This window comes from Variovorax sp. 01T432 (assembly GCF_056398605.1).
On record NZ_JBFTPS010000007.1, the window covers coordinates 52578 to 71660 of the forward strand.

General features: G+C 69.1%; 20 protein-coding genes. 12 read left to right on the top strand and 8 right to left on the bottom strand.

Annotated elements, in window-relative coordinates; all coding sequences use genetic code 11:
- The first annotated feature begins 28 nt into the window (after positions 1 to 28).
- The 7 genes from AC1DNF_RS08010 to AC1DNF_RS08040 are packed head-to-tail and all read left to right on the top strand — an operon-like array spanning position 29 to position 8845.
- The gene (locus AC1DNF_RS08010; protein ID WP_478148037.1) at positions 29 to 1165 is read left to right on the top strand and encodes an ABC transporter substrate-binding protein; all 1137 of its coding nucleotides are present in this window, start codon (positions 29 to 31) and stop codon (positions 1163 to 1165) included.
- A 40-nt stretch (positions 1166 to 1205) separates the two neighbouring features.
- A complete protein-coding gene (locus AC1DNF_RS08015) occupies positions 1206 to 2243 on the top strand; it encodes a branched-chain amino acid ABC transporter permease (RefSeq protein WP_478148038.1) in 1038 nt (345 codons plus the stop codon).
- Between the two features lie 2 nt (positions 2244 to 2245).
- On the top strand, positions 2246 to 4069 hold the full coding sequence (locus AC1DNF_RS08020) for a branched-chain amino acid ABC transporter ATP-binding protein/permease (protein ID WP_478148039.1): 1824 nt from the start codon (positions 2246 to 2248) through the stop codon (positions 4067 to 4069).
- Between the two features lie 4 nt (positions 4070 to 4073).
- A complete protein-coding gene (locus AC1DNF_RS08025) occupies positions 4074 to 4811 on the top strand; it encodes an ABC transporter ATP-binding protein (RefSeq protein ID WP_478148040.1) in 738 nt (245 codons plus the stop codon).
- A 33-nt stretch (positions 4812 to 4844) separates the two neighbouring features.
- Positions 4845 to 6584: a tannase/feruloyl esterase family alpha/beta hydrolase gene (locus AC1DNF_RS08030; protein WP_478148041.1), complete on the top strand. Its 1740-nt coding sequence runs from the start codon at positions 4845 to 4847 to the stop codon at positions 6582 to 6584.
- A gap of 13 nt (positions 6585 to 6597) precedes the next feature.
- Positions 6598 to 8325, top strand: coding sequence for an acyl-CoA dehydrogenase family protein (locus AC1DNF_RS08035; RefSeq protein WP_478148042.1), 1728 nt, complete (start codon positions 6598 to 6600; stop codon positions 8323 to 8325).
- 37 nt (positions 8326 to 8362) lie between these two features.
- Entirely contained in the window at positions 8363 to 8845 is a 483-nt protein-coding gene (locus tag AC1DNF_RS08040) for a MarR family winged helix-turn-helix transcriptional regulator (RefSeq protein WP_478148043.1), read from the top strand.
- A 1-nt stretch (position 8846) separates the two neighbouring features.
- Here AC1DNF_RS08040 and AC1DNF_RS08045 read toward each other — a convergent pair whose 3' ends face one another.
- Together AC1DNF_RS08045 and AC1DNF_RS08050 are read right to left on the bottom strand one after the other, a co-directional pair.
- On the bottom strand, positions 8847 to 9215 hold the full coding sequence (locus AC1DNF_RS08045; RefSeq protein ID WP_478148044.1) for a hypothetical protein: 369 nt from the start codon (positions 9213 to 9215) through the stop codon (positions 8847 to 8849).
- Between the two features lie 7 nt (positions 9216 to 9222).
- A complete protein-coding gene (locus AC1DNF_RS08050) occupies positions 9223 to 9429 on the bottom strand; it encodes a hypothetical protein (protein ID WP_478148045.1) in 207 nt (68 codons plus the stop codon).
- 103 nt (positions 9430 to 9532) lie between these two features.
- Between AC1DNF_RS08050 and lhpI the strand changes: the two genes are divergently transcribed.
- Positions 9533 to 10501, top strand: a complete 969-nt coding sequence (lhpI, locus tag AC1DNF_RS08055) for a bifunctional Delta(1)-pyrroline-2-carboxylate/Delta(1)-piperideine-2-carboxylate reductase (RefSeq protein WP_478148046.1) — start codon at positions 9533 to 9535, stop codon at positions 10499 to 10501.
- On the opposite strand, the gene AC1DNF_RS08060 is transcribed toward lhpI, so the two are convergent.
- Genes AC1DNF_RS08060 through AC1DNF_RS08075 form a run of 4 tightly spaced genes read right to left on the bottom strand, consistent with a single transcriptional unit; the run spans position 10481 to position 14028 of the window.
- Positions 10481 to 11455, bottom strand: coding sequence for a Bug family tripartite tricarboxylate transporter substrate binding protein (locus AC1DNF_RS08060; RefSeq protein WP_478148047.1), 975 nt, complete (start codon positions 11453 to 11455; stop codon positions 10481 to 10483). The genes lhpI and AC1DNF_RS08060 overlap by 21 nt on opposite strands.
- On the bottom strand, positions 11455 to 12660 hold the full coding sequence (pcaF, locus tag AC1DNF_RS08065; protein ID WP_478148048.1) for a 3-oxoadipyl-CoA thiolase: 1206 nt from the start codon (positions 12658 to 12660) through the stop codon (positions 11455 to 11457). Before pcaF ends, AC1DNF_RS08060 begins: the two co-directional genes overlap by 1 nt.
- Before the next feature lie 22 nt (positions 12661 to 12682).
- On the bottom strand, positions 12683 to 13324 hold the full coding sequence (locus AC1DNF_RS08070; RefSeq protein ID WP_478148049.1) for a 3-oxoacid CoA-transferase subunit B: 642 nt from the start codon (positions 13322 to 13324) through the stop codon (positions 12683 to 12685).
- A gap of 2 nt (positions 13325 to 13326) precedes the next feature.
- Positions 13327 to 14028 carry a 3-oxoacid CoA-transferase subunit A gene (locus tag AC1DNF_RS08075; RefSeq protein ID WP_478148050.1) on the bottom strand — a complete coding sequence of 234 codons (702 nt, stop codon included), beginning with the start codon at positions 14026 to 14028 and terminating at the stop codon, positions 13327 to 13329.
- A 145-nt stretch (positions 14029 to 14173) separates the two neighbouring features.
- Between AC1DNF_RS08075 and AC1DNF_RS08080 the strand changes: the two genes are divergently transcribed.
- Complete coding sequence (locus tag AC1DNF_RS08080; protein ID WP_478148051.1) at positions 14174 to 14959, top strand: IclR family transcriptional regulator; 786 nt, start codon at positions 14174 to 14176, stop codon at positions 14957 to 14959.
- 11 nt (positions 14960 to 14970) lie between these two features.
- On the opposite strand, the gene AC1DNF_RS08085 is transcribed toward AC1DNF_RS08080, so the two are convergent.
- Positions 14971 to 16002, bottom strand: coding sequence for a Bug family tripartite tricarboxylate transporter substrate binding protein (locus tag AC1DNF_RS08085; protein WP_478148052.1), 1032 nt, complete (start codon positions 16000 to 16002; stop codon positions 14971 to 14973).
- Between the two features lie 196 nt (positions 16003 to 16198).
- On the opposite strand from AC1DNF_RS08085, the gene AC1DNF_RS08090 reads away from it, so the two are divergent.
- From AC1DNF_RS08090 to AC1DNF_RS08100, 3 genes are all read left to right on the top strand, one after another.
- Positions 16199 to 16480: a hypothetical protein gene (locus AC1DNF_RS08090; RefSeq protein WP_478148053.1), complete on the top strand. Its 282-nt coding sequence runs from the start codon at positions 16199 to 16201 to the stop codon at positions 16478 to 16480.
- A gap of 245 nt (positions 16481 to 16725) precedes the next feature.
- Entirely contained in the window at positions 16726 to 17280 is a 555-nt protein-coding gene (locus tag AC1DNF_RS08095; RefSeq protein ID WP_478148054.1) for a hypothetical protein, read from the top strand.
- Positions 17281 to 17295: 15 nt separating this feature from the next.
- Entirely contained in the window at positions 17296 to 18219 is a 924-nt protein-coding gene (locus AC1DNF_RS08100; RefSeq protein WP_478148055.1) for a fatty acid desaturase family protein, read from the top strand.
- Between the two features lie 22 nt (positions 18220 to 18241).
- Here AC1DNF_RS08100 and AC1DNF_RS08105 read toward each other — a convergent pair whose 3' ends face one another.
- On the bottom strand, positions 18242 to 18817 hold the full coding sequence (locus AC1DNF_RS08105; protein WP_478148056.1) for an aldo/keto reductase: 576 nt from the start codon (positions 18815 to 18817) through the stop codon (positions 18242 to 18244).
- Positions 18818 to 19083: the final 266 nt, after the last annotated feature.

A 19083-nucleotide genomic window follows, 5' to 3' on the forward strand; every position in this document is an offset into this window, starting at 1 on the left:
TGTCCGTCCTACCTGGAGACCTGTCCTCATGAAATTCACAAAAGCGACCCTCGCCGCCGCATTGGCCCTCGCCCTTTTCGGCGCCGCGCATGCCGACATCACCGTCGGCGTCGTGCTGCCGCTCACCGGCCCCGCGTCGGGCCTGGGCATCCCGATCAAGAACCAGCTCGCGCTGTGGCCGAAGACCCTGGCCGGCGAGAACCTCAAGCTCGTGGTGCTGGACGACGCGACCGACCCGACCACCGGCGTCAAGGACACGCAGCGCCTGGTGACCGAGGACAAGGTCGACGTCATCATCGGCTCGGCGGCCACCCCGGTGGCCATCCCGATGGCCGACGTGGCGGCGGAATCGGGCACCGTGCAGCTCGCCGCATCGCCGGCGGGGCTGCCGCCCGGCAAGGACAAGTGGACCTTCCGGCTGCCGCAGTCCAACGATGTCATGGCCTACGCCGTGGTGCAGCACATGAAGAAGGAGAAGATCAAGACCATCGGCTTCCTCGGCTACACCGACGCCTACGGCGAACTCTGGCTCAAGGCGCTCACGGCCGAGGCCGAGAAGAACGGCATGAAGGTGGTCGCCACCGAGCGCTTCGGTCGCGCCGACACCAGCGTGACCGCGCAGGTCCTCAAGCTCACTTCGGCCAATCCCGACGCCATCCTCATCGTGGCCTCGGGCAGCGGCGCGGGCATGCCGCAGAAGGCGGTCGTCGAGCGCGGCTTCAAGGGCAAGATCTACCAGACCCATGCCGCGGCCACCCAGGACCTGATGCGCACCGCCGGCAAGGACGCCGAGGGCACCTTCGTCGTCTCGGGCCCGGCCACGGTGGCCGAGCAACTGCCTGATAGCCACCCGTCGAAGAAGATGGCGGTCGCCTTCGTGCAGCAGTACGAAAAGGCCTACGGCCCGGGATCGCGCAACCAGTTCGCGGGCCACGGCGCCGATGCATTCACCGTGCTCGAAAAGGCTGTGCCGATCGCGCTCAAGAAGGCCAAGCCCGGCACGCCCGAGTTCCGCGCGGCGCTGCGCGATGCGATGGAGACCATGGGCCGCACGGTGCTCGCGCACGGCGTGCTCAACTGGACCGCGCAGGACCATTGGGGCTACACCAACGAAACGGGTGTGATGCTCAAGGTGGTGGGCGGTCAGTTCAAGGTCGAGCAATAGGCAGGTCGAAGAACCCCCACGCGCGCCGCAAAGCCCTGCCATGGATTTCTCAATTGCCGGCATCCTGACGCTGGACGGACTCACGAACGGGGCGATCTACGCGCTGCTGGGCGTGGGCATCGTGCTCGTGTTCACGGTCACCCGCGTCATCTTCATTCCGCAGGGCGAGTTCGTCGCCTATGGCGCGCTCACGCTCGCCATCTTCCAGACCGGCAAGGTGCCCGGCACGGTGTGGCTGCTGCTGATCCTTGCCGCGGTCGCGGCGGCGATGGATTTCGCCACGACCTGGCGCCACCGCGGCAGCGCCGCCGCCGGGCTCGCGGCCGCCGCGCGCACCTTCGTCGTGCCGGCGGTGGTGTGCGCGGTCTCGGCCTGGGCCGGACCGCGCAACTTCCCGCTGATGGTCCAGGCGCTGCTCACCCTGTGCATCGTCACGGCCTATGGCCCGCTGGTCTACCGCGTGGCCTACCAGTCGCTCGCGGGCGCCAGCTCGCTGGTGCTGCTGATCGTCTCGGTCGGCGTGCATTTCGCGATGACCGGGCTCGGCCTGCTCTTCTTCGGCGCCGAGGGCTTTCGCAACCCGCCCTTCTGGGACGAGCGCTTTTCGCTCGGCCCGCTCAACCTCAACGGGCAGACGCTGATCATCTTCCTCGCCTCGGCCGCGCTGATCGTGCTGTTGTGGCTGTTCTTCGAGCGCAGCCTGTACGGCAAGGCGCTGCGCGCCACCGCCGTCAACCGGCTGGGCGCGCGGCTGATGGGCATCTCCACGCAGGCGGCGGGCCAGCTCACCTTCGCGATGGCGGCGCTGATCGGCGCGCTCTCGGGTCTGCTGATCGGGCCGACCACCACCGTGTTCTACGACTCCGGCTTCATCATCGGACTCAAAGGTTTCGTAGCGGGCGTGATCGGCGGCTTGGCAAGTTATCCCGGGGCGCTGACCGGCGCGCTGGCGGTCGGCGTGATCGAGTCCTTCGGCTCGTTCTGGGCCAGTTCCTTCAAGGAGGTGATCGTGTTCACCATCATCCTTCCCGTGCTGTTGTGGCGTTCGCTGCTCGCCGGCCCTTCGGAGGAGCACTGATGATGGACGCACTGCTGAATCCCTCCGCCGCTTCAATGGCCGCCGCGCCGGGCAAGAAGAGCGCGCTGCGCGCCTGGGGCCCGCTCGCGCTGGTCGTGCTGATCGCGGTCCTGCCGCTTCTGCCGCTGCCCGATTTCTGGATCATCCAGCTCAACTACATCGGCCTCTACACGCTGCCGGTGCTGGGCCTGGTGCTGCTCACCGGCGTCGGCGGGCTCACCTCCTTCGGGCAGGCGGCGTTCGTGGGCATCGGTGCCTACACCACCGCCTATCTCACCGTGAACTTCGGCCTCTCGCCCTGGCTCACGCTCTTCATCGGCCTGGCGCTCACCGGCGTGAGCGCGGCGGTCATCGGCGCCATCACGCTGCGCATGTCGGGCCACTACCTGCCGCTCGCCACCATCGCGTGGGCGCTCTCGCTCTATTACCTGATGGGCAACCTCGACGCGCTCGGCAAGTACGACGGCATCCTGGGCGTCAGGGGGCTGACGCTGTTCGGCCTGGAAGTCGGCCAGCAGCGCATCTTCTACGCGCTGACCTGGGCCTTCGTGCTGGCCGCCGCCCTCGCGGTGATCCGGCTGCTCGACTCGCGCAGCGGCCGCGCCATCCGAGCACTGGCGGGCGGCTCGCAGATGGCCGAGGCGATGGGCGTCGACACCCTGCGTCACAAGGTGGGCATCTTCGTGCTGGCGGCCTTGCTGGCGTCCGTCTCGGGGTGGCTCTTCGCGCATTTCCAGCGCACGGTGAATCCCTCGCCCTTCGGCATCAAGATGGGCATCGAGTACCTCTTCATGGTGGTGCTGGGCGGCGCAGCGCACGTGTGGGGCGCGATCGCCGGCGCGGGCATCGTCAAACTGCTCGAAGACCAGCTCCAGGTGCTGCTGCCCAAGCTGATCGGCACCAGCGGCAACTACGAGCTGATCGTCTTCGGGATCATGATCGTGCTGGTCCTCAAGTACCTGCCCGACGGCGTGTGGGCCTTCGTCGACCGGCGCCTGCCCCGCCCCTGGCGCGCGGTGGACTGGCGCGACGCGGCGGCGCTGCCGGCGCGCGTCAAGCCGGCCGCCGGCGAGGTGGTGCTCGACGTGCGATCCATCCGCAAGACCTTCGGCGGCCTGGTGGCGGTGAACGACATCAGCTTCCAGACCCGGGCCGGGCAGATCGTCGGCCTGATCGGCCCCAACGGCGCCGGCAAGTCGACCACCTTCAACCTCGTCACCGGCGTGCTGGCCCTGTCGGGCGGCGCGGTGAACTTCCGCGGCAAGCCCATCGGTGGGCTGAAGTCGCGCGCGATTGCCGAGCGCGGCGTCTCGCGCACCTTCCAGCACGTGAAGATGGTGCCCGACATGACCGTGCTGGAGAACGTGGCGCTCGGCGCCCACCTGCGCGGGCGCAAGGGCGCGATCGCGGCGATGCTGCGCACCGACCGCGGCGAGGAGCGCCAGCTCCTGCGCGAAGCCGAGCGCCAGTTGCAGCGCGTGGGCATGGGCGACTACCTGCACGAACCCGCAGGCAACCTGGCGATGGGCCAGCAGCGCCTGCTCGAAATCGCCCGCGCGCTGTGCGCCGACCCCGCGCTGCTGCTGCTCGACGAGCCGGCCGCGGGCCTGCGTCACAAGGAGAAACAGGCCCTGGCCGAGGTGCTGCGCACCCTGCGCGGCGAGGGCATGAGCATCCTACTGGTCGAGCACGACATGGGCCTGGTGATGGACATCTGCGACCACATCGTGGTGATGGAGTTCGGCACCCACCTGATGGAGGGCACGCCCTCCGAGGTGCAGCGCAGCGACAAGGTCCGCGCGGCCTACCTGGGCACGGAGCATTGACGCGATGAAAGCCACTTCCACCCCCCTGCTTCGCATCCGCGGCCTGCACGCCGGCTACGGCCGCGCCGAAGTGCTGCATGGCATCGACCTCGAAGCCGGCGAAGGCAGCGTCGTGACCGTGATCGGCCCCAACGGCGCCGGCAAGTCGACCCTGCTGAACGCGCTCATGGGCGTGCTGCCGTCCAGGGGCGCGATCGAATTCCAGGGCCTGGCGATCGACGCGCTCTCGCTCGAGGAGCGCGTGATGCTCGGGATTGCGCTGGTGCCCGAGAAGCGCGAACTCTTCACCACCATGCCGGTGGAGGACAACCTCGTGCTAGGCGCCTTTCGCCAGGTGCGCCTGCGCAACAAGGAGTGGCGCGACCAGATCGAGCAGGTCTACACGCTCTTCCCGCGCCTCAGGGAACGCCGCACCCAGCTCGCCGGCACGCTTTCGGGCGGCGAACGGCAGATGCTCGCGGTCGGCCGCGCGCTGATGTCGCGGCCCAGGCTGCTGATGCTCGACGAGCCGAGCCTGGGCTTGGCGCCCCTGGTGGTGCAGGAGATCTTCCGCACCGTGAGCGCCCTGCGCGCGACCGGCGTGACCATCCTGCTGGTCGAGCAGAACGCGAAGGCGGCGCTCGACGTTGCGGACCACGGCTACGTGCTGGAGATGGGCAGCGTGAGCGCCGAGGGCGCGGCGCGCGAACTCGCGGACGACCCGCGCGTGATCGACACCTACCTCGGCGCGGCGCGCGCCTGACAAGCCGGCATCCGTCACCAGGGAGCAGACACGATGAACAAGGTAAATGCAGCCAGACGCGCGCCGGCTTGTGCCGTGGGCCTGGCCCTCGCGGCACTGCTCGCGGCCTGTGCCGGCGCGAACCGCTCGGCGGGCACGCCGCCGCGGCTCGCGCCGGCGCACCCCGGCGCGCTGCTCTCCTGCACGGACCTCGCGGCCAAGGCTGCGCTGGCCGGCACTGTCTACACGAACGTCGCCTCGGTACCCGCGGGCATCGTCATGGTCGGCAATGCGAGTGTGCCGGCGCCGGCCCACTGCCTGGTGCAGGGCCGCATCAACGAACGCGTCAGCGCGGTGGACGGCAACCGCTATGCCATCGGCTTCGAGATGCGGCTGCCGCTCGCATGGAATGGCCGCTTCTTCTACCAGGCCAACGGCGGCCTCGATGGTGTCGTGGTCCCGGCCGTGGGCGGCATCGGTGGCGGCGGCCCCGCGAGCAGCGCGCTGCGGATGGGCTTCGCCGTCATCAGTTCCGACGCCGGGCACGCCGGCTCGCTCGGGCCACGCTTCGGCATCGATCCGCAGGCGCGCCTGGACTACGGTTACAACGCGGTCGCGCAGCTCACGCCGATGGCGAAGAACCTGATCGCCAAGGCCTACGGCCGCGCGCCGGACCGGTCCTACTTCGGCGGCTGCTCCAACGGCGGGCGCCACGCCATGGTGGCGGCGGCACGCGCGGCCGGCGACTACGACGGCATCATCGCCGGCGACCCGGGCTACAACCTGCCGCGCGCCGCGGTGGCGCAGCTCTACGGGGCGCAGCAGTACGCCAAGGTCGCGACGGCGAACACCCCGGCCGGCCTGCCCGATATCCAGACCGCATTCACGCCCGCCGAGATGAAGCTGGTCGCCGACCGGGTGCTCGCGCGCTGCGATGCGCTGGACGGCCTGGCGGACGGCATCGTCGCGGATGTCCGGGCCTGCAAGACGCGCTTCCACCTGGACACCGACGTGCCCACCTGCACCGGCGCGCGCGATGGCCGCTGCCTGAGCGCACCGCAGAAGACGGCGCTCGCCAACGTGTTCGCCGGTGCGCGCAACAGCGCCGGCAAGCCGATCTACAGCGGCTTCCCCTTCGATGCCGGCATCGCCGGCAGCAACTGGCGCGACTGGAAGTTCGCGAGTCCGCCGACGCGCGATGCTGGCGCGGTGGGCTTCATCTTCACCACGCCGCCGCTCGGCGAGCGCCCTGGCGGCCTGGCCTTCGCGCTCGGCTTCGACATGGACCGTGACGCGCCGCTGATCGATGCCGCGAGCGGCATCTACCGCGAGTCGGCGATGGCCTTCATGGCGCCGCCCGACGCCGCGAACCTCGCCAGGCTGCGGGACCGGGGCGCGAAGATGATTGTCTACCACGGCACCAGCGACCCGGTGTTCTCGTCGGACGACACGGCCGCGTGGTACGAGCGTCTGCAGGCGGCCAACGACGGCGACGCCTCCTCCTTCGCGCGCTACTTCCCGGTGCCAGGCATGAACCATTGCGCGGGCGGACCGGCCACTGACCAGTTCGACATGCTGACGGCACTCGTCGCCTGGGTCGAACAAGGCCAGGCGCCGCAGTCGGTGACGGCGAGCGCGCGCGGCCCGGGCAGCGCGGTGGTCAACCCTGAGGTGCCAACCACGTGGTCGGCCAGCCGCACGCGCCCCCTGTGCCCCTATCCACGCGTCGCGGTCTACACCGGCGGCGATCCCGAGAGCGCCGCCAGCTTCTCATGCCGCGTCAACACACCCTGAGTCCTTCGGATCGATGAACTACCGGCCCCGCCCCGACGATGTCCGCTTCCTGTTGAACGCCGTGCTCGACGCGACACCGCGCCTGCGCGCGCTGGCGCCCTTCGCGGAAGTGGACGACGCGCTGCAGGCGCAAGTGCTCGACGAAGCGGCCAGGTTCGTGGCCGAGGTGGTCGCCCCGCCGAACCGCGATGGCGACGAGATAGGCTGCCGCTTCGTCGACGGCAGCGTCACCACGCCGCCGGGATTTCGCGAGGCCTACCGTGCCTTCGTCGACGGCGGCTGGCCCGCGCTCTCCGCCGCCCCCGAAGACGGCGGCCAGGGCTTGCCCGCCGTGCTCGATGCCATCCTGTACGAGTGGCTGAGCGCCGCCAACCACAGCCTCACGATGGCGCCCGGCCTGCTCCATGGCGCTTACGAGTGCATCAGGCACCACGGCAGCGACGCCCTCAAGCAGCGCTACCTGCCGAAGATCGCCAGCGGCGAATGGCTCGCCACCATGTGCCTGACCGAAGCCCACGCCGGCAGCGACCTGGGCCAGGTGCGCACGCGCGCCACGGCGCAGGCGGACGGCAGCTTCCGCGTGGCGGGCGGCAAGATCTTCATCTCCGGCGGCGACCACGACCTGACGGACAACATCGTCCACCTCGTGCTGTGCCGGCTGCCGGATGCGCCCGCCGGCCTCAAGGGCCTGTCCCTGGTGCTCGTGCCCAAGTGGCTTCCCGACGGATCGCGCAACGCGGTGCACTGCGAACGCATCGAGGAAAAGATGGGCCTGCACGGCAGCTCCACCTGCGTCATGCGCTTCGACGACGCGACCGGGTGGCTGATCGGCGAAGCGAACCGCGGGCTGGCCGCGATGTTCGTGATGATGAACGCGGCGCGGCTGCATGTGGCGCTGCAGGGCATCGGGCTGCTGGACGCCGCCTGGCAGAAGGCCGACGCCTATGCCCGCGAGCGGCGGCAGATGCGCGCGCCCGGTCCGGCACGCGCCAGCCGCGCCGGCGAAGCCGCCGACCTGATCGCCGAACACCCCGCCATCCGGCGGATCCTCGACACGCAGCGAGCCTGGATCGAAGGCGCACGGCTGATCGCCTACCGGACCGCCCTTCAACTCGACGTCGCCAGGCACGACGGCGACGCCAGGACCCGGGAACGCGCGCAACGCTGGTGCGCGCTCGTCACCCCCGTGCTCAAGGCCGCCGCCACCCAGCAGGCCTTTCATGGCGCCAGCGAGTGCCTGCAGGTCTTCGGCGGCCACGGCTACATCCGCGAATGGGGCATCGAACAAGTGGTGCGCGATGCGCGCGTGACCATGATCTACGAGGGCACCAACGAGATCCAGGCCATCGACCTGCTGGTGCGCAAGGTGCTGGCGGACGGCGGCAGCGGCATGTCGGCGCTGCTGGTCGAGTTGCGCGACGAGCTCGAAGCCTCGCGCGACAACGAGGCCGAGGTGCAACGCCGCCTCGCGCAACTGCGCTACCTCACCACCACGGTCGTCATGGCGGCACAGGCCGACGCCGCGCTGCCTTTCGAGGTCGCCGACGACTACCTGCGCGTCGTCATGCTGGCATTGATGGCTTGGGCCTGGGCCCGCATCGAACGCGCGGCGCCGCGGGAAGCTCGCTGGTCCGCGCCCGCGGCTGCCTTCCACCGCTGGGTGCTGCCCGAGTTCGAGATGCGACTGGGCATCGTCAAGCGCGCCTGCGAGGCCGCCGGCTCGGCTCCGTCCGCCGCCTGAGCCACACGCCGGGCCGCGAGCCAGTTACCCTTGGGGCATGGCAGACTCCCGCAAGAAATCCACCCCCGCGACCGGCGCGCAGCCCCTCCGCTCCGACCGGCTCGATACGCACGTGCTCGAAGGCCTCGTCGGTTACAACGCGCGCCGCGCCTGGCTCACCATCAGCGAGGTGTTCTCGGAGCGCATGACGGCCTACGGACTCAAGCAGGTCGACTTCTCCGTGCTGTCCCTGCTCGCGCACAACCCCGGCGCCACTTCGCGACAGCTTTGCACGACGCTCGACATCCTGCCGCCCAACCTCGTGAGCCTGATCGCCGCGATGGATGCCCGCGGGCTGATCGAGCGGCGGCCGCATCCGCACGATGGCCGCGCCATCGGCCTCCACCTGACGCCGGCCGGTGAAGAACTGGTGCGGGAAGCCGAGCGGACCGTGATCCAGCTGGAAGCCGACGCGAGCGCGCGTCTTACCCCCCGCGAGCGCGAGACACTCATCCGATTGCTGCAGAAGATCTACCAGTAGCTCAGAAGCGCTCGGTCAGCACCAGCAGCGCATGCGCGGCACCGGACACCTCGACGGGGTTCGGATAGTAGAGCTCCCCGTCCAGCTCGCTGCGGGCGACGGCGGCGCGGGCCTCCAGGTAGCGAGAGCGCGTGGCCTCGAACACCTGCCGACGCCAGGTCGGCTGCGCTGCCTCGAGCCGCGCCCAATGCGCGGCCGTCAACGTCGGACCCAGCGGAATGGGCGCCGCGCGTTCCTGCAACAGCAACTCACGCGCTTCGAGCGTGATCGCGTCGAAGCTGAAGGATCTGTCGCGCCGACGCGCAATGAAGTTGGAAAGAAAGGTCGCTGCGAAGAGACTGAGCAGCGCAAGAGCGATCGGGAAGTCCATCGGGGGATCACCAGAATTTCCACCATGGTGCCACCACCGGCGGGTGCTCGGGCGGAAGCGCCAGCAGGCCGGTGTCGCGGATCCGCCGGCGCTGCTCGGCTTCGAGCGCCTGGGCCATGCGATGGGCGAGCTGGTCGCCTTGCATGGCGCGGATTCGCCACTGCGCCGCGAGACTCTGGAGCTCTTCGTCCTGAAGCGCGGCGGGCGTGGTCATCGGTTGAGCCATCGTGAAATTCTGCACACGCCCAGCGGGCTCGGCAACGTAGAGGAAAGACTACATTGGGCATGCGCGCAACACCACCTCGCCACGAACCCCCATGAAGAACCTCGACGCCGACGACACCCGCGCCCACCTCGACTTCGCGCGCCTCGTCCCGGCCTTGCGCGAAGCCTTCGCCGGCGATGCCACGGTGCCGCCGCGCCATGTGCACGCGGTCGAGGCGGGCGCTGACCGTGGCACGGTCCTGATCATGCCGGCATGGAGCGACGCGGGCTATCTCGGCATCAAGACCATCAACATCTTTCCGGGCAACGGTGCGCGCGGCCTGCCCGGCCTGCACGCCACCTATGTGCTGTACGACGCCCACACCGGCGTGCCGCTGGCCTCGATCGACGGCAACGTGATCACGGCGCATCGCACGGCGGCGGCGGCCGCCCTCGCTGCCTCGTTCCTGGCGCGAGCCGACGCCCGGCGCCTGCTGGTCCTCGGCACGGGCCGCGTCGCGCGCCTGCTGCCGGCGGCGCATGCCAGCGTGCGCGGGATCGAAGAGATCGTGGTCTGGAACCATCGGCCCGAGAGCGCGCAGGCACTGGCCGCGCAGTGGCGAAACGAAGGCTGGAACGCACATGCCGCGGGGTCGCTCGAAGCGGCGGTGCGCCAAGCCGACATCGTGAGCTGCGCCACCCTTTCCACCGCCGCGCTGGTGAAGGGCGAGTGGCTCGCGCCGGGATCGCACCTGGACCTGATCGGCAGCTTCACACCCACGATGAAGGAGGCGGATGCGGCCTGCTTCGCCGGTGCGCGCGTGTTCGTCGACACCGAGGAGGCGCTGGCGAAGGCAGGCGATGTGCTCGACGCGATCGCCGCCGGCGCGCTGGGGCCGGGCGAGATCCAGGCGACGCTGGCTCAGCTCTGCAAGGGCGAGCGCGCGGGGCGCGCCAGCGAGAGCGAGCGCACGGTGTTCAAGGCCGTGGGAAGCGCCCTCGAAGATCTCGCGGCCGCCACACTGGCATGGGAGAGCAACCTGGGGACCAGGCCGCAGGCCTCAATCGGGCGTGGCGCCTGAGACCTTCACGATCTCGGCCCATTTCGCGCTCTCCCTGGCGATCAGCGAGGCGTAGTCCGCCGAACCGCCGAGCAGCGGCACGGCGCCTTCCACATCCAGCCGCGACTGGAACTCGGGTGTCGCCGCCACCTTGAGCATCTGCGCCGACAGCTCCTTCACGAACGCATCGGGCGTGCCGCGCGGCGCAAGGATGCCGTAGGTGAGGGTGCTCTCGAAGTCCGCGAGGGCGGGAACGCCGGACTCGGCGACCGTCGGCACTTCGGGCAGCGATGGCAGCCGCCTGGCGCCGGTCACGGCGATGGCGCGCAGCCTGCCACCCTTGACCAGTGCCAGCGCCGGAGGAATGACGCTGAACATCATCTGCACCTGGCCGCCGGCGAGATCGGTGAGCGCCGGGCTCGTGCCCTTGTACGGGATGTGGTCCATCTTCACGCCCGTTCGCTGCGCGAAGAGTTCGCCCGTCAGGTGGCCGCCCGTGCCGCTACCGCTGGAGGCGTAGTTGAACGCGCCCGGCTGGGCCTTCGCCGCCGCCACCAGGTCGGCGACCGTGCGGACCTTCGAGGAGGCCGGCACCACGAGCACCAGCGCCGAGGAGGCGAACATCGCCACCGGCACCAGGTCCTTGCGCGCATCGAACTTCAATCCCTTGTAGAGCACCGGATTGATCGAGACCGTGCCCGTGTGACCCAGCAGCAGCGTGCTGCCATCCGGCACGCTGCGCGCCACCTGCTCGCTGCCGACATTGCCTCCCGCGCCGGGGCGGTTGTCCACGATGACGCTCTGCTTGCGCAGTTCGCCGAGGCTCCTGGCCATCTGGCGCGCGAACACGTCGTTGCCGCCGCCCGGCGCGAAGGGCACGACGATCCGGATCGGCCTGGCATCGGCCTGTGCCCAGGCCGGCGCGCTGGCCGCGGCCAGCGAACCCAGGAGCAGAAGGCGCCGCGTGGCGCCCATCAGACGCGTTCCAGGATGACGGCGATGCCCTGGCCCACGCCGATGCACATGGTGCACAGCGCGTAGCGTCCACCGCCCCTGTGCAGCTGGTTGATGGCCGTGGTCGCGAGGCGCGCGCCGCTGGCGCCCAGCGGGTGACCCAGCGCAATCGCGCCCCCGTTGATGTTGACGCGCGCGTCGTCGTCCTTCAGGCCCAACAGGCGCAGCACGGCCAGGCCCTGGGCGGCGAAAGCCTCGTTGAGTTCGATCACGTCGATCTGGTCGAGCCTGAGGCCGGTGAGCTTGAGCACCTTCTCGGTCGCCGGCGCGGGGCCGATGCCCATCACGCGCGGCGGCACGCCGGCCGTGGCCATGCCGACCACGCGGGCGCGCGGCGTGAGGCCGTACTTGGCAGCGCTCGCCTCGTCGGCCAGGAGCAGGGCGGCGGCGCCGTCGTTCACGCCGCTGGCATTGCCGGCCGTCACGGTGCCGTCGGGACGCACCACGCCCTTGAGCTTGGCGAGCGCCTCGAGGCTGGTGTCGCGCGGATGCTCGTCCTTGCCGACGACGATCGCCTCACCCTTCTTCTGCGGCACGGACACCGGCACGATCTCGGCGTCGAAGAAGCCCGACTTCTGCGACGCCACGGCGCGCTGCTGCGAGGCGAGCGCCATGCGGTCCTGGGCTTCGCGCTCGATCTTGTAGTCGGTGGCCACGTTCTCGGCCGTCTCGGGCATCGAGTCGACGCCGTACTGCGCCTTCATCAGCTTGTTGACGAAGCGCCAGCCGATGGTGGTGTCGTAAACGGCGTTGGCGCGGCTGAAGGCGCTCTCGGCCTTGGGCATGACGAAAGGCGCGCGGCTCATGCTCTCGACGCCGCCCGCGATCATCAGGCCGGCCTCGCCGGCCTTGATGGCGCGCGCCGCGCTGCCGACGGCATCCAGCCCCGAACCGCACAGGCGGTTGATGGTGGCGCCGCCCAGTTCGAGCGGCAGGCCCGCCAGCAGCGCCGACATTCGCGCCACGTTGCGGTTGTCCTCGCCGGCCTGGTTGGCGCAGCCATAGAGCACGTCGCCAACGGCCTGCCAGTCGACGTTCTTGTTGCGTTCCATCAGCGCGCGCAGCGGGATGGCGCCGAGGTCGTCGGCGCGCACGCTCGCAAGGGCGCCGCCGTAGCGGCCGAAGGGAGTGCGGATGGCGTCGCAGATGAAGGCTTGATTCGTCATGGTGTGTCTCTCAGTCGATGATTCAGAGGGCGATCGGCAGGCCGACCAGCTTTTCGAGTTCGCCATGCGCGAGGCCTTCGACCTTGTCGATCAGCTTCAGGCCCGAGGGCGTGCATTCGAGGGTGGCAAGGTCCGAGTAGACCCGCTTCACGCAGCCGATGCCGGTCAGCGGGTAGCTGCATTCCGTGACGATCTTGCTCTCGCCCTTCTTGGTCAGCAGGTCCATCATGACCCAGGTCTGCTTGGCGCCGATGGCCAGGTCCATCGCGCCGCCTACCGCGGGGATGGCGCCCTCCTCGCCCGTGCTCCAGTTCGCGAGATCGCCGGTGGCGGAGACCTGGAAGGCGCCGAGCACGCAGATGTCCAGGTGGCCGCCGCGCATCATCGCGAAGCTGTCGGCATGGTGAAAGTACGCGCCGCCGGGCAGCAGCGTCACCGGCTGCTTGCCGGCGTTGATGAGGTCGTAGTCCTCGCTGCCCGCGGCGGGCGCGGGGCCCATGCCGAGAATGCCGTTCTCGCTGTGCAGGATGACCTCCCGGCCGGCGGGCAGGTGGTTGGCAACCAGCGTCGGCTGGCCGATGCCGAGATTGACGACAGCGCCGTCGAAGATGTCCTGGGCGACCCGGGCGGCGAGCTGGTCCTTGGTGCGACGTTGATAAGTCATGTTCATGCTGCCTTCTTGAAGCCGCCTGCCTGGGTGGCGACGCGGTCGATCTTGACGATCTGGTGAACGAAGATGCCGGGCGTGACGATGGCTTCGGGGTCCATCTCGCCGAGCTCGACGATCTCGTGCACGGTCGCGATGGTCCGCGAGGACGCCATGGCCATCACGGGCCCGAAGTTGCGCGCGGCCTTGCGGTAGACCAGATTGCCCCAGCGGTCGCCCCGCTCGGCCTTGATCAGCGCCACGTCGCCGTGGATCGGGTACTCCAGCACGTATTCCTTGCCGTCGATCTCGCGCGTCTCGCGGTCGCCGGCTAATTGCGTGCCGAAGCCCGTCGGGCAGAAGAAGGCGCCGATGCCGGCGCCGGCGGCGCGGATGCGCTCCGCCAGATTGCCCTGGGGCACGAGTTCGAGCTCGAGCTTGCCGGAGCGGTAGAGGCCGTCGAACACCTGGCTGTCGGCCTGGCGCGGAAAGCTGCAGATGATCTTGCGCACGCGGCCCGCCATGAGCAGCGCCGCGAGCCCGGTCTCGCCGTTGCCGGCATTGTTGTTGACGACCGTGAGGTCCTTGGCGCCCTGTTCGATGAGGCCGTCGATGAGCTCGTTGGGAATGCCGGCGGTGCCGAAGCCGCCGATGAGAACCGTGGCGCCATCCTGGATGCCGGCCATGGCATCGGCGACCGAGCGCGCGATCTTGTTGATCATGGAATCTGTCTCCGGGGAATGAGAGGAAGCAAGGAACTGACTGGACGCCTCGGCTCGCGCCTTGGCAAGAGGATTTCCGGGTATCGAAAATGTTCGTATATCGAACAATTGTTCGTATAATGAATTCTAGAGAAAATCACGCCCCATGGCAACCCAAGACATGCAACCCGTTTCCCCGGCCCCCGGCGACAGCTACGTGCAGTCCTTCGCCCGCGGGCTCCAGGTGATCCGTTCCTTCAGCGCGAGCGCGCCGCGGCAGACGCTCAGCGAGGTCGCGGCAGCCAGCGGGCTCACGCGGGCCGGCGCGCGCCGCATCCTGCTCACGCTGCAGACGCTCGGCTATGTCGAGACGGACGGCAAGCTCTTCAGCCTGACCCCGCGCATCCTCGATCTCGGCTTTGCCTACCTGTCCTCGATGCCGATCTGGAACCGCGCCGAGCCCGTCATGGAGGCGCTGGTGCGGGAGGTGCAGGAATCCTGCTCTGCCGCCGTTCTTGACGCGACCGACATCGTCTACGTCATGCGCGTGCCCACGCACAAGATCATGCGCATCAGCCTGGGCGTCGGCTCGCGCCTGCCGGCCTATTGCACTTCGCTGGGCCGCCTGCTGCTGGCCGGCCTGGACGACGCCGAGGTGCGCGCCCGGCTCGAAGCCTCGGCACCGCAGGCCTTGACGCGCCACACCGTGACCGACATCGATGCGCTCCTCGCCAAGGTCGTGCAGGCACGGCGCCAGGGCTGGTGCCTGGTCAACCAGGAACTGGAAGAAGGCCTGACCTCCATCGCCGCGCCGATCGTCGACCGGGCCGGCCGCACCATCGCGGCGCTGAACATCAGCGGGCAGACGAACCGCACGAGCGCGAAAGTGATGCAGGACACCATGCTCCCGCCGCTCCTGGCGGCCGCGCGGGAGATCTCGCGCCTGCTCTGAGCGCGCTGGGCTCAGGCCTCGGACTGGATGCCGCGCATCAGGATGACGCCGCCCAGCTGCGAGGTGTCGCTTCGCATGCGATAGGCCAGTTGCTGCGGCGTGCCGGCCCGGGCCTGCCAGCCGGCGGCGAGCAGGCCGCGTTGCACTTCGGCCGAGCCGAGGACATCCACCAGGGCCGCGTTGAGCTTGGCCACCGCCGTCGGCGGCAGGCTGGCCGGCGCCGCGATCGCCGTCCAGATCTCGAGGTCGGCTCCCCGCACATTGGCTTCGCGCAGCGTGGGCAGTTCGGCGTACAGCGGGCTGCGCTCGGGCGAGGTGACGCCCACGGCCTTGAGCTTGCCTGAATTGACATGCGGCCGGGCCAGCCCGGGCGGCAGCAGCGCCAGCTGGATCTCGCCCTTGAGCATCGCGGCGATGACCTGCGGATTGCCGGTGAAGGGAACGTGCCTGGCAGTGATGTTGGTGCGGCTCTTGAGCAACTCCATGCCGAGATGGCCGACCGTGCCGACGCCCGGCGTGCCGTACTTGCCCTTGTCGCTGAGGTTGCGCGCCCAGAGCAGCAGTTCGACGGGGCTCGAGCCGACGGCATCGGGCGTGACCGCCAGCACCAGCGGCGCGGTGCCGACCATGCTGATCGGCGCGAAGTCCTTCTCGGGGTCGAAGGGCGTCTTCGGATTGAGCAGCTTCGCGATCGTGAGGTTGCCGTTGATCAGCGCGCCGATGGTGTGATCGTCCTGGGCCTTGGCCACCTGGTCGGCCGCGAGGTTGCCGCTCGCGCCCGGCCGGTTCTCGACCAGGACCGGCTGGCCGAGCAGCCTGGAAAGCGGCTCGGCGATGGCGCGGGCCGCGAGGTCCGGCGATGCGCCGGCCGGAAAGCCGACGAGCAGGCGCACCGGCTTGCTCGGCCAATTGGCGGACCCGGCACCGCCGGCGGTGCGGGTGGATCTGGTGTTCCCGGCGGGTATGGCCTGTTGAGCCCACGCGGCCGGCGCGCAAAGTGTCGCGGCGAAGGTTTCGAGCAGGCGGCGTTTGGTGATCATCAAGGCGCAAGAGGGGTGAAATAAGTTACATGACGTTACGCGTCGGGCCCGGCGCGCGCAAGTCAACGAAAGGCTTCGTTCACTCCCCTCGGCGAGCCACCTTCGCGCTCATCATTTCGGAGTAGACCGTACCAATGGCTAGTAGACGCACGCCGCGGCCGACCCAGAGAATTCATTCACTGAGTTCCGGGAGTCGTCCATGCAACCTGCAGTCGAAATCACCAAGCGCGGAGAGCGAAACTTCAATTCCTACGTGGGCATCGGCGACGGCACGCGGTGCTACGAGCGCGAGGGCCTGCCGTCGATCGCCGAGTGCCTTCAGGACGCCGCCGCTGCGCTCGGCTCCGAGTTCTGCTACGCCACCATCACCTACGACAGCATGATGATCGGCAGCTATCCGGTCGCCGTGATGGGGCATCGGGCGATCGAGGTCGCCGATGAACTGATGCTGAGGCGTTCCAACCGCAGGGCGTACGCTTGAGAACCGCGAGCCGTCTTTCGCCGGCAAAAGGAAGACTTTTTACTTCTTTTCGGGACCCATTCCTACCTCTGCGGCCGGGCGTGCGACGCAGTCTCACCTCCCTGACAAAGTCCAGGGAGGTCCAAATGCCATCGATGGGGGTGTCTGTCGACGCCCGGGCGCCGACAGATCTTGAATCTGCGGACCGCAAACGAAATGCGTTTGTCCGGTCGGCACGTTTTCGCCAATGGTTCGCGGGAAGCCACGTGACGCACGATGGTGCACCCACGGGCAGGCCGATCATGGTCTTTCGCGGCTGCCCCGTCGACGATGACCTCCGCCGGGAGGCGATCTTCTGGTTGACCAGTTCGCGGCTGAACGCCAGCTTCTTCGAGGACGGCGAGTTGCAGAATGTCTTCGTCCGGCTCACCCGGCCGCTCATCATCACCGAGTCGGAATTCCGGCAGAGCCGCACGAGCACCGGACGCATCGCGCAGGACGCATGCCGCCAGGTGGGCATGGGCCTGGCCAACTGGGACGGTGTGATCTTCGAGGACATCGTCGACGGCTCGCATCCATCCACCGTCTATGCCGTCTTCCCGCGCGAGGGCTCCGTGGCGCACGCGGTGCTCGTGGTCGGACGCACCACCTATGGCGAGGACGGCATGCCCTGCTTCACCGGCCTGCAGCCCGGCGCCGCGCCGGTGAGTTTCGGCCGCTTCGACGAAATCGGGCGCAACGCGGCACGGTCGCGGGCGCCTCGCGGCGGGTCGAGGCCGATCGCGCTGGACACTGGGCTCTCGGAGGGTAGACTTTCCTAGCCCTTGGAGACCCCCTTGGCCGTTGCCCCCCGCGCCCAACCTGAAGATTTCTTCACTGCCGACGAATGGGCCGGGCTGACAGCGCGCTCCTCCTGGAAGGGCTTGTGGCTGGTGGCGCATTGCTGGCTGGTCATCGGAGCGGCAATGGTCGTGGGCGTGCTTTGGCCGGTGACGATTCCGCTGGCGGTGGTGATCATTGGCACGCGTCAGCTGGGACTCTTCGTGCTGATGCACGACGCGGCGCACGCCGGCCTGCATCGCCACCGCGGGATCAACGACTGGGTCGCCACATGGCTGTGCTCCTCGACGCTGCGCGACTACCGCCCCTACCATCTCCAGCATCACCGCTTCGTGCAGCAGTCCGAAGACCCGGACCTCGTTCTGTCCGCGCCCTTTCCCATCACGCGCGCCTCGTTGCGGCGCAAGGTGTTGCGCGACTTGAGCGGACGGACATTTCTCAAGCAGCGCTTCGGCCACGTCGGCGAGCGGATCAAGGCGCGCGCCGACGGCGAATCCGCGGTCGCGCTGTTCGCACAGGAGCTCTGGAAGGAGCGCCGCTTCCTGGCGGGCAATGCGCTCGGCTTCCTGCTCTTCGCGGCGGCCGGCTTCTGGTGGGTCTGGCTCCTGATGTGGTTGCTGCCGATGGTGACCTGGCTGCCCCTGGTCAGCCGCGTGCGCAACATCGCGGAGCACGCCCTGGTGGCGCAGAACGAGCCCGACCCGCTGCGTCAGGCCCGCACGACACATGCCAACCCGCTGGAACGTCTGCTGGTCGCGCCCTACTGGGTGAACTACCACTGCGAACACCACATGTTCACCAGCCTGCCGTGCTGGAGTCTGCCCAAGGCCCATGCGCTGCTGCGCCGCAACGGCACCGTCGCACGCATGGAAACCCAAGCGGGCTATGTAAGCCTGCTGCGGCGAGCCGCGGGGGCGTGAAGCCGATGCCGCAAGCGCGGTTTCAGGCGCCGAGGCCCTTCATGCCTTCTTCGGTGTAGCGTTCGCCGGCCGCAATGCCGAGCGGAAGCGCTACCGCGATCCGGCGCAAGTCCTGCGGGCCGAGCGTCACGCTCAACGCGCCGAGGTTGTCGTCCAGGCAGCGGATACGCTTGGTGCCGGGGATGGGGATCACGCCCTCGCCCTGGGCCGGAAGCCAGGCCAGCGCCAACGGGGCCGGCGTGCATGACTTCTCCGCCGCGAGGGCCCGCACGCTGTCCACGATGCGCATGTTGGCCCACAGGTTGGCCTCGGCAAAGCGCGGGTTCGAGCGGCGGAAGTCCTTGGCATCGAGCGCCTCACCCTGCTCCTGGCCAGTGAGAAAGCCCCGGCCCAGCGGGCTGTAGGCGCAGAACGATGCGCCGACCTCGCGCACCTTGCCCTCGCGAACCAGCTCGGCCAGCGTGCCGATCGACTCCTCCAGCGGCGTCTTGGGGTTGAGGCGGTGCGCGTAGTACAGGTCAATGGTCTCGACGCCCAGGCGGCGCAGTGAGGCTTCGCACGCGCTGCGGATGTAGGCCGCCGAGTCCGGTCTCGCCATAGAACTCCGACATGCCCATGCAGCCGAAGCCGAGCGCTCCGACCGTCAGTCCACGGGTTCCGATGGGACCTTGCTTCAAGGTGATCGCTCGTGCATGCGCGTCGCCATAGGTACGCACGAGATGCACGGCCACGCAAGGCCTCGGCCGAGCTTCGCTCCTTGTAGGTCATCGTCATGGCTCCGTCTCGCGGGGCCATCCTATGCGGTCTCGGCAACGGCGATGCCGACCTCCCCAATGCGGGGGAAGCGCCGCGAAGCGCCGCACG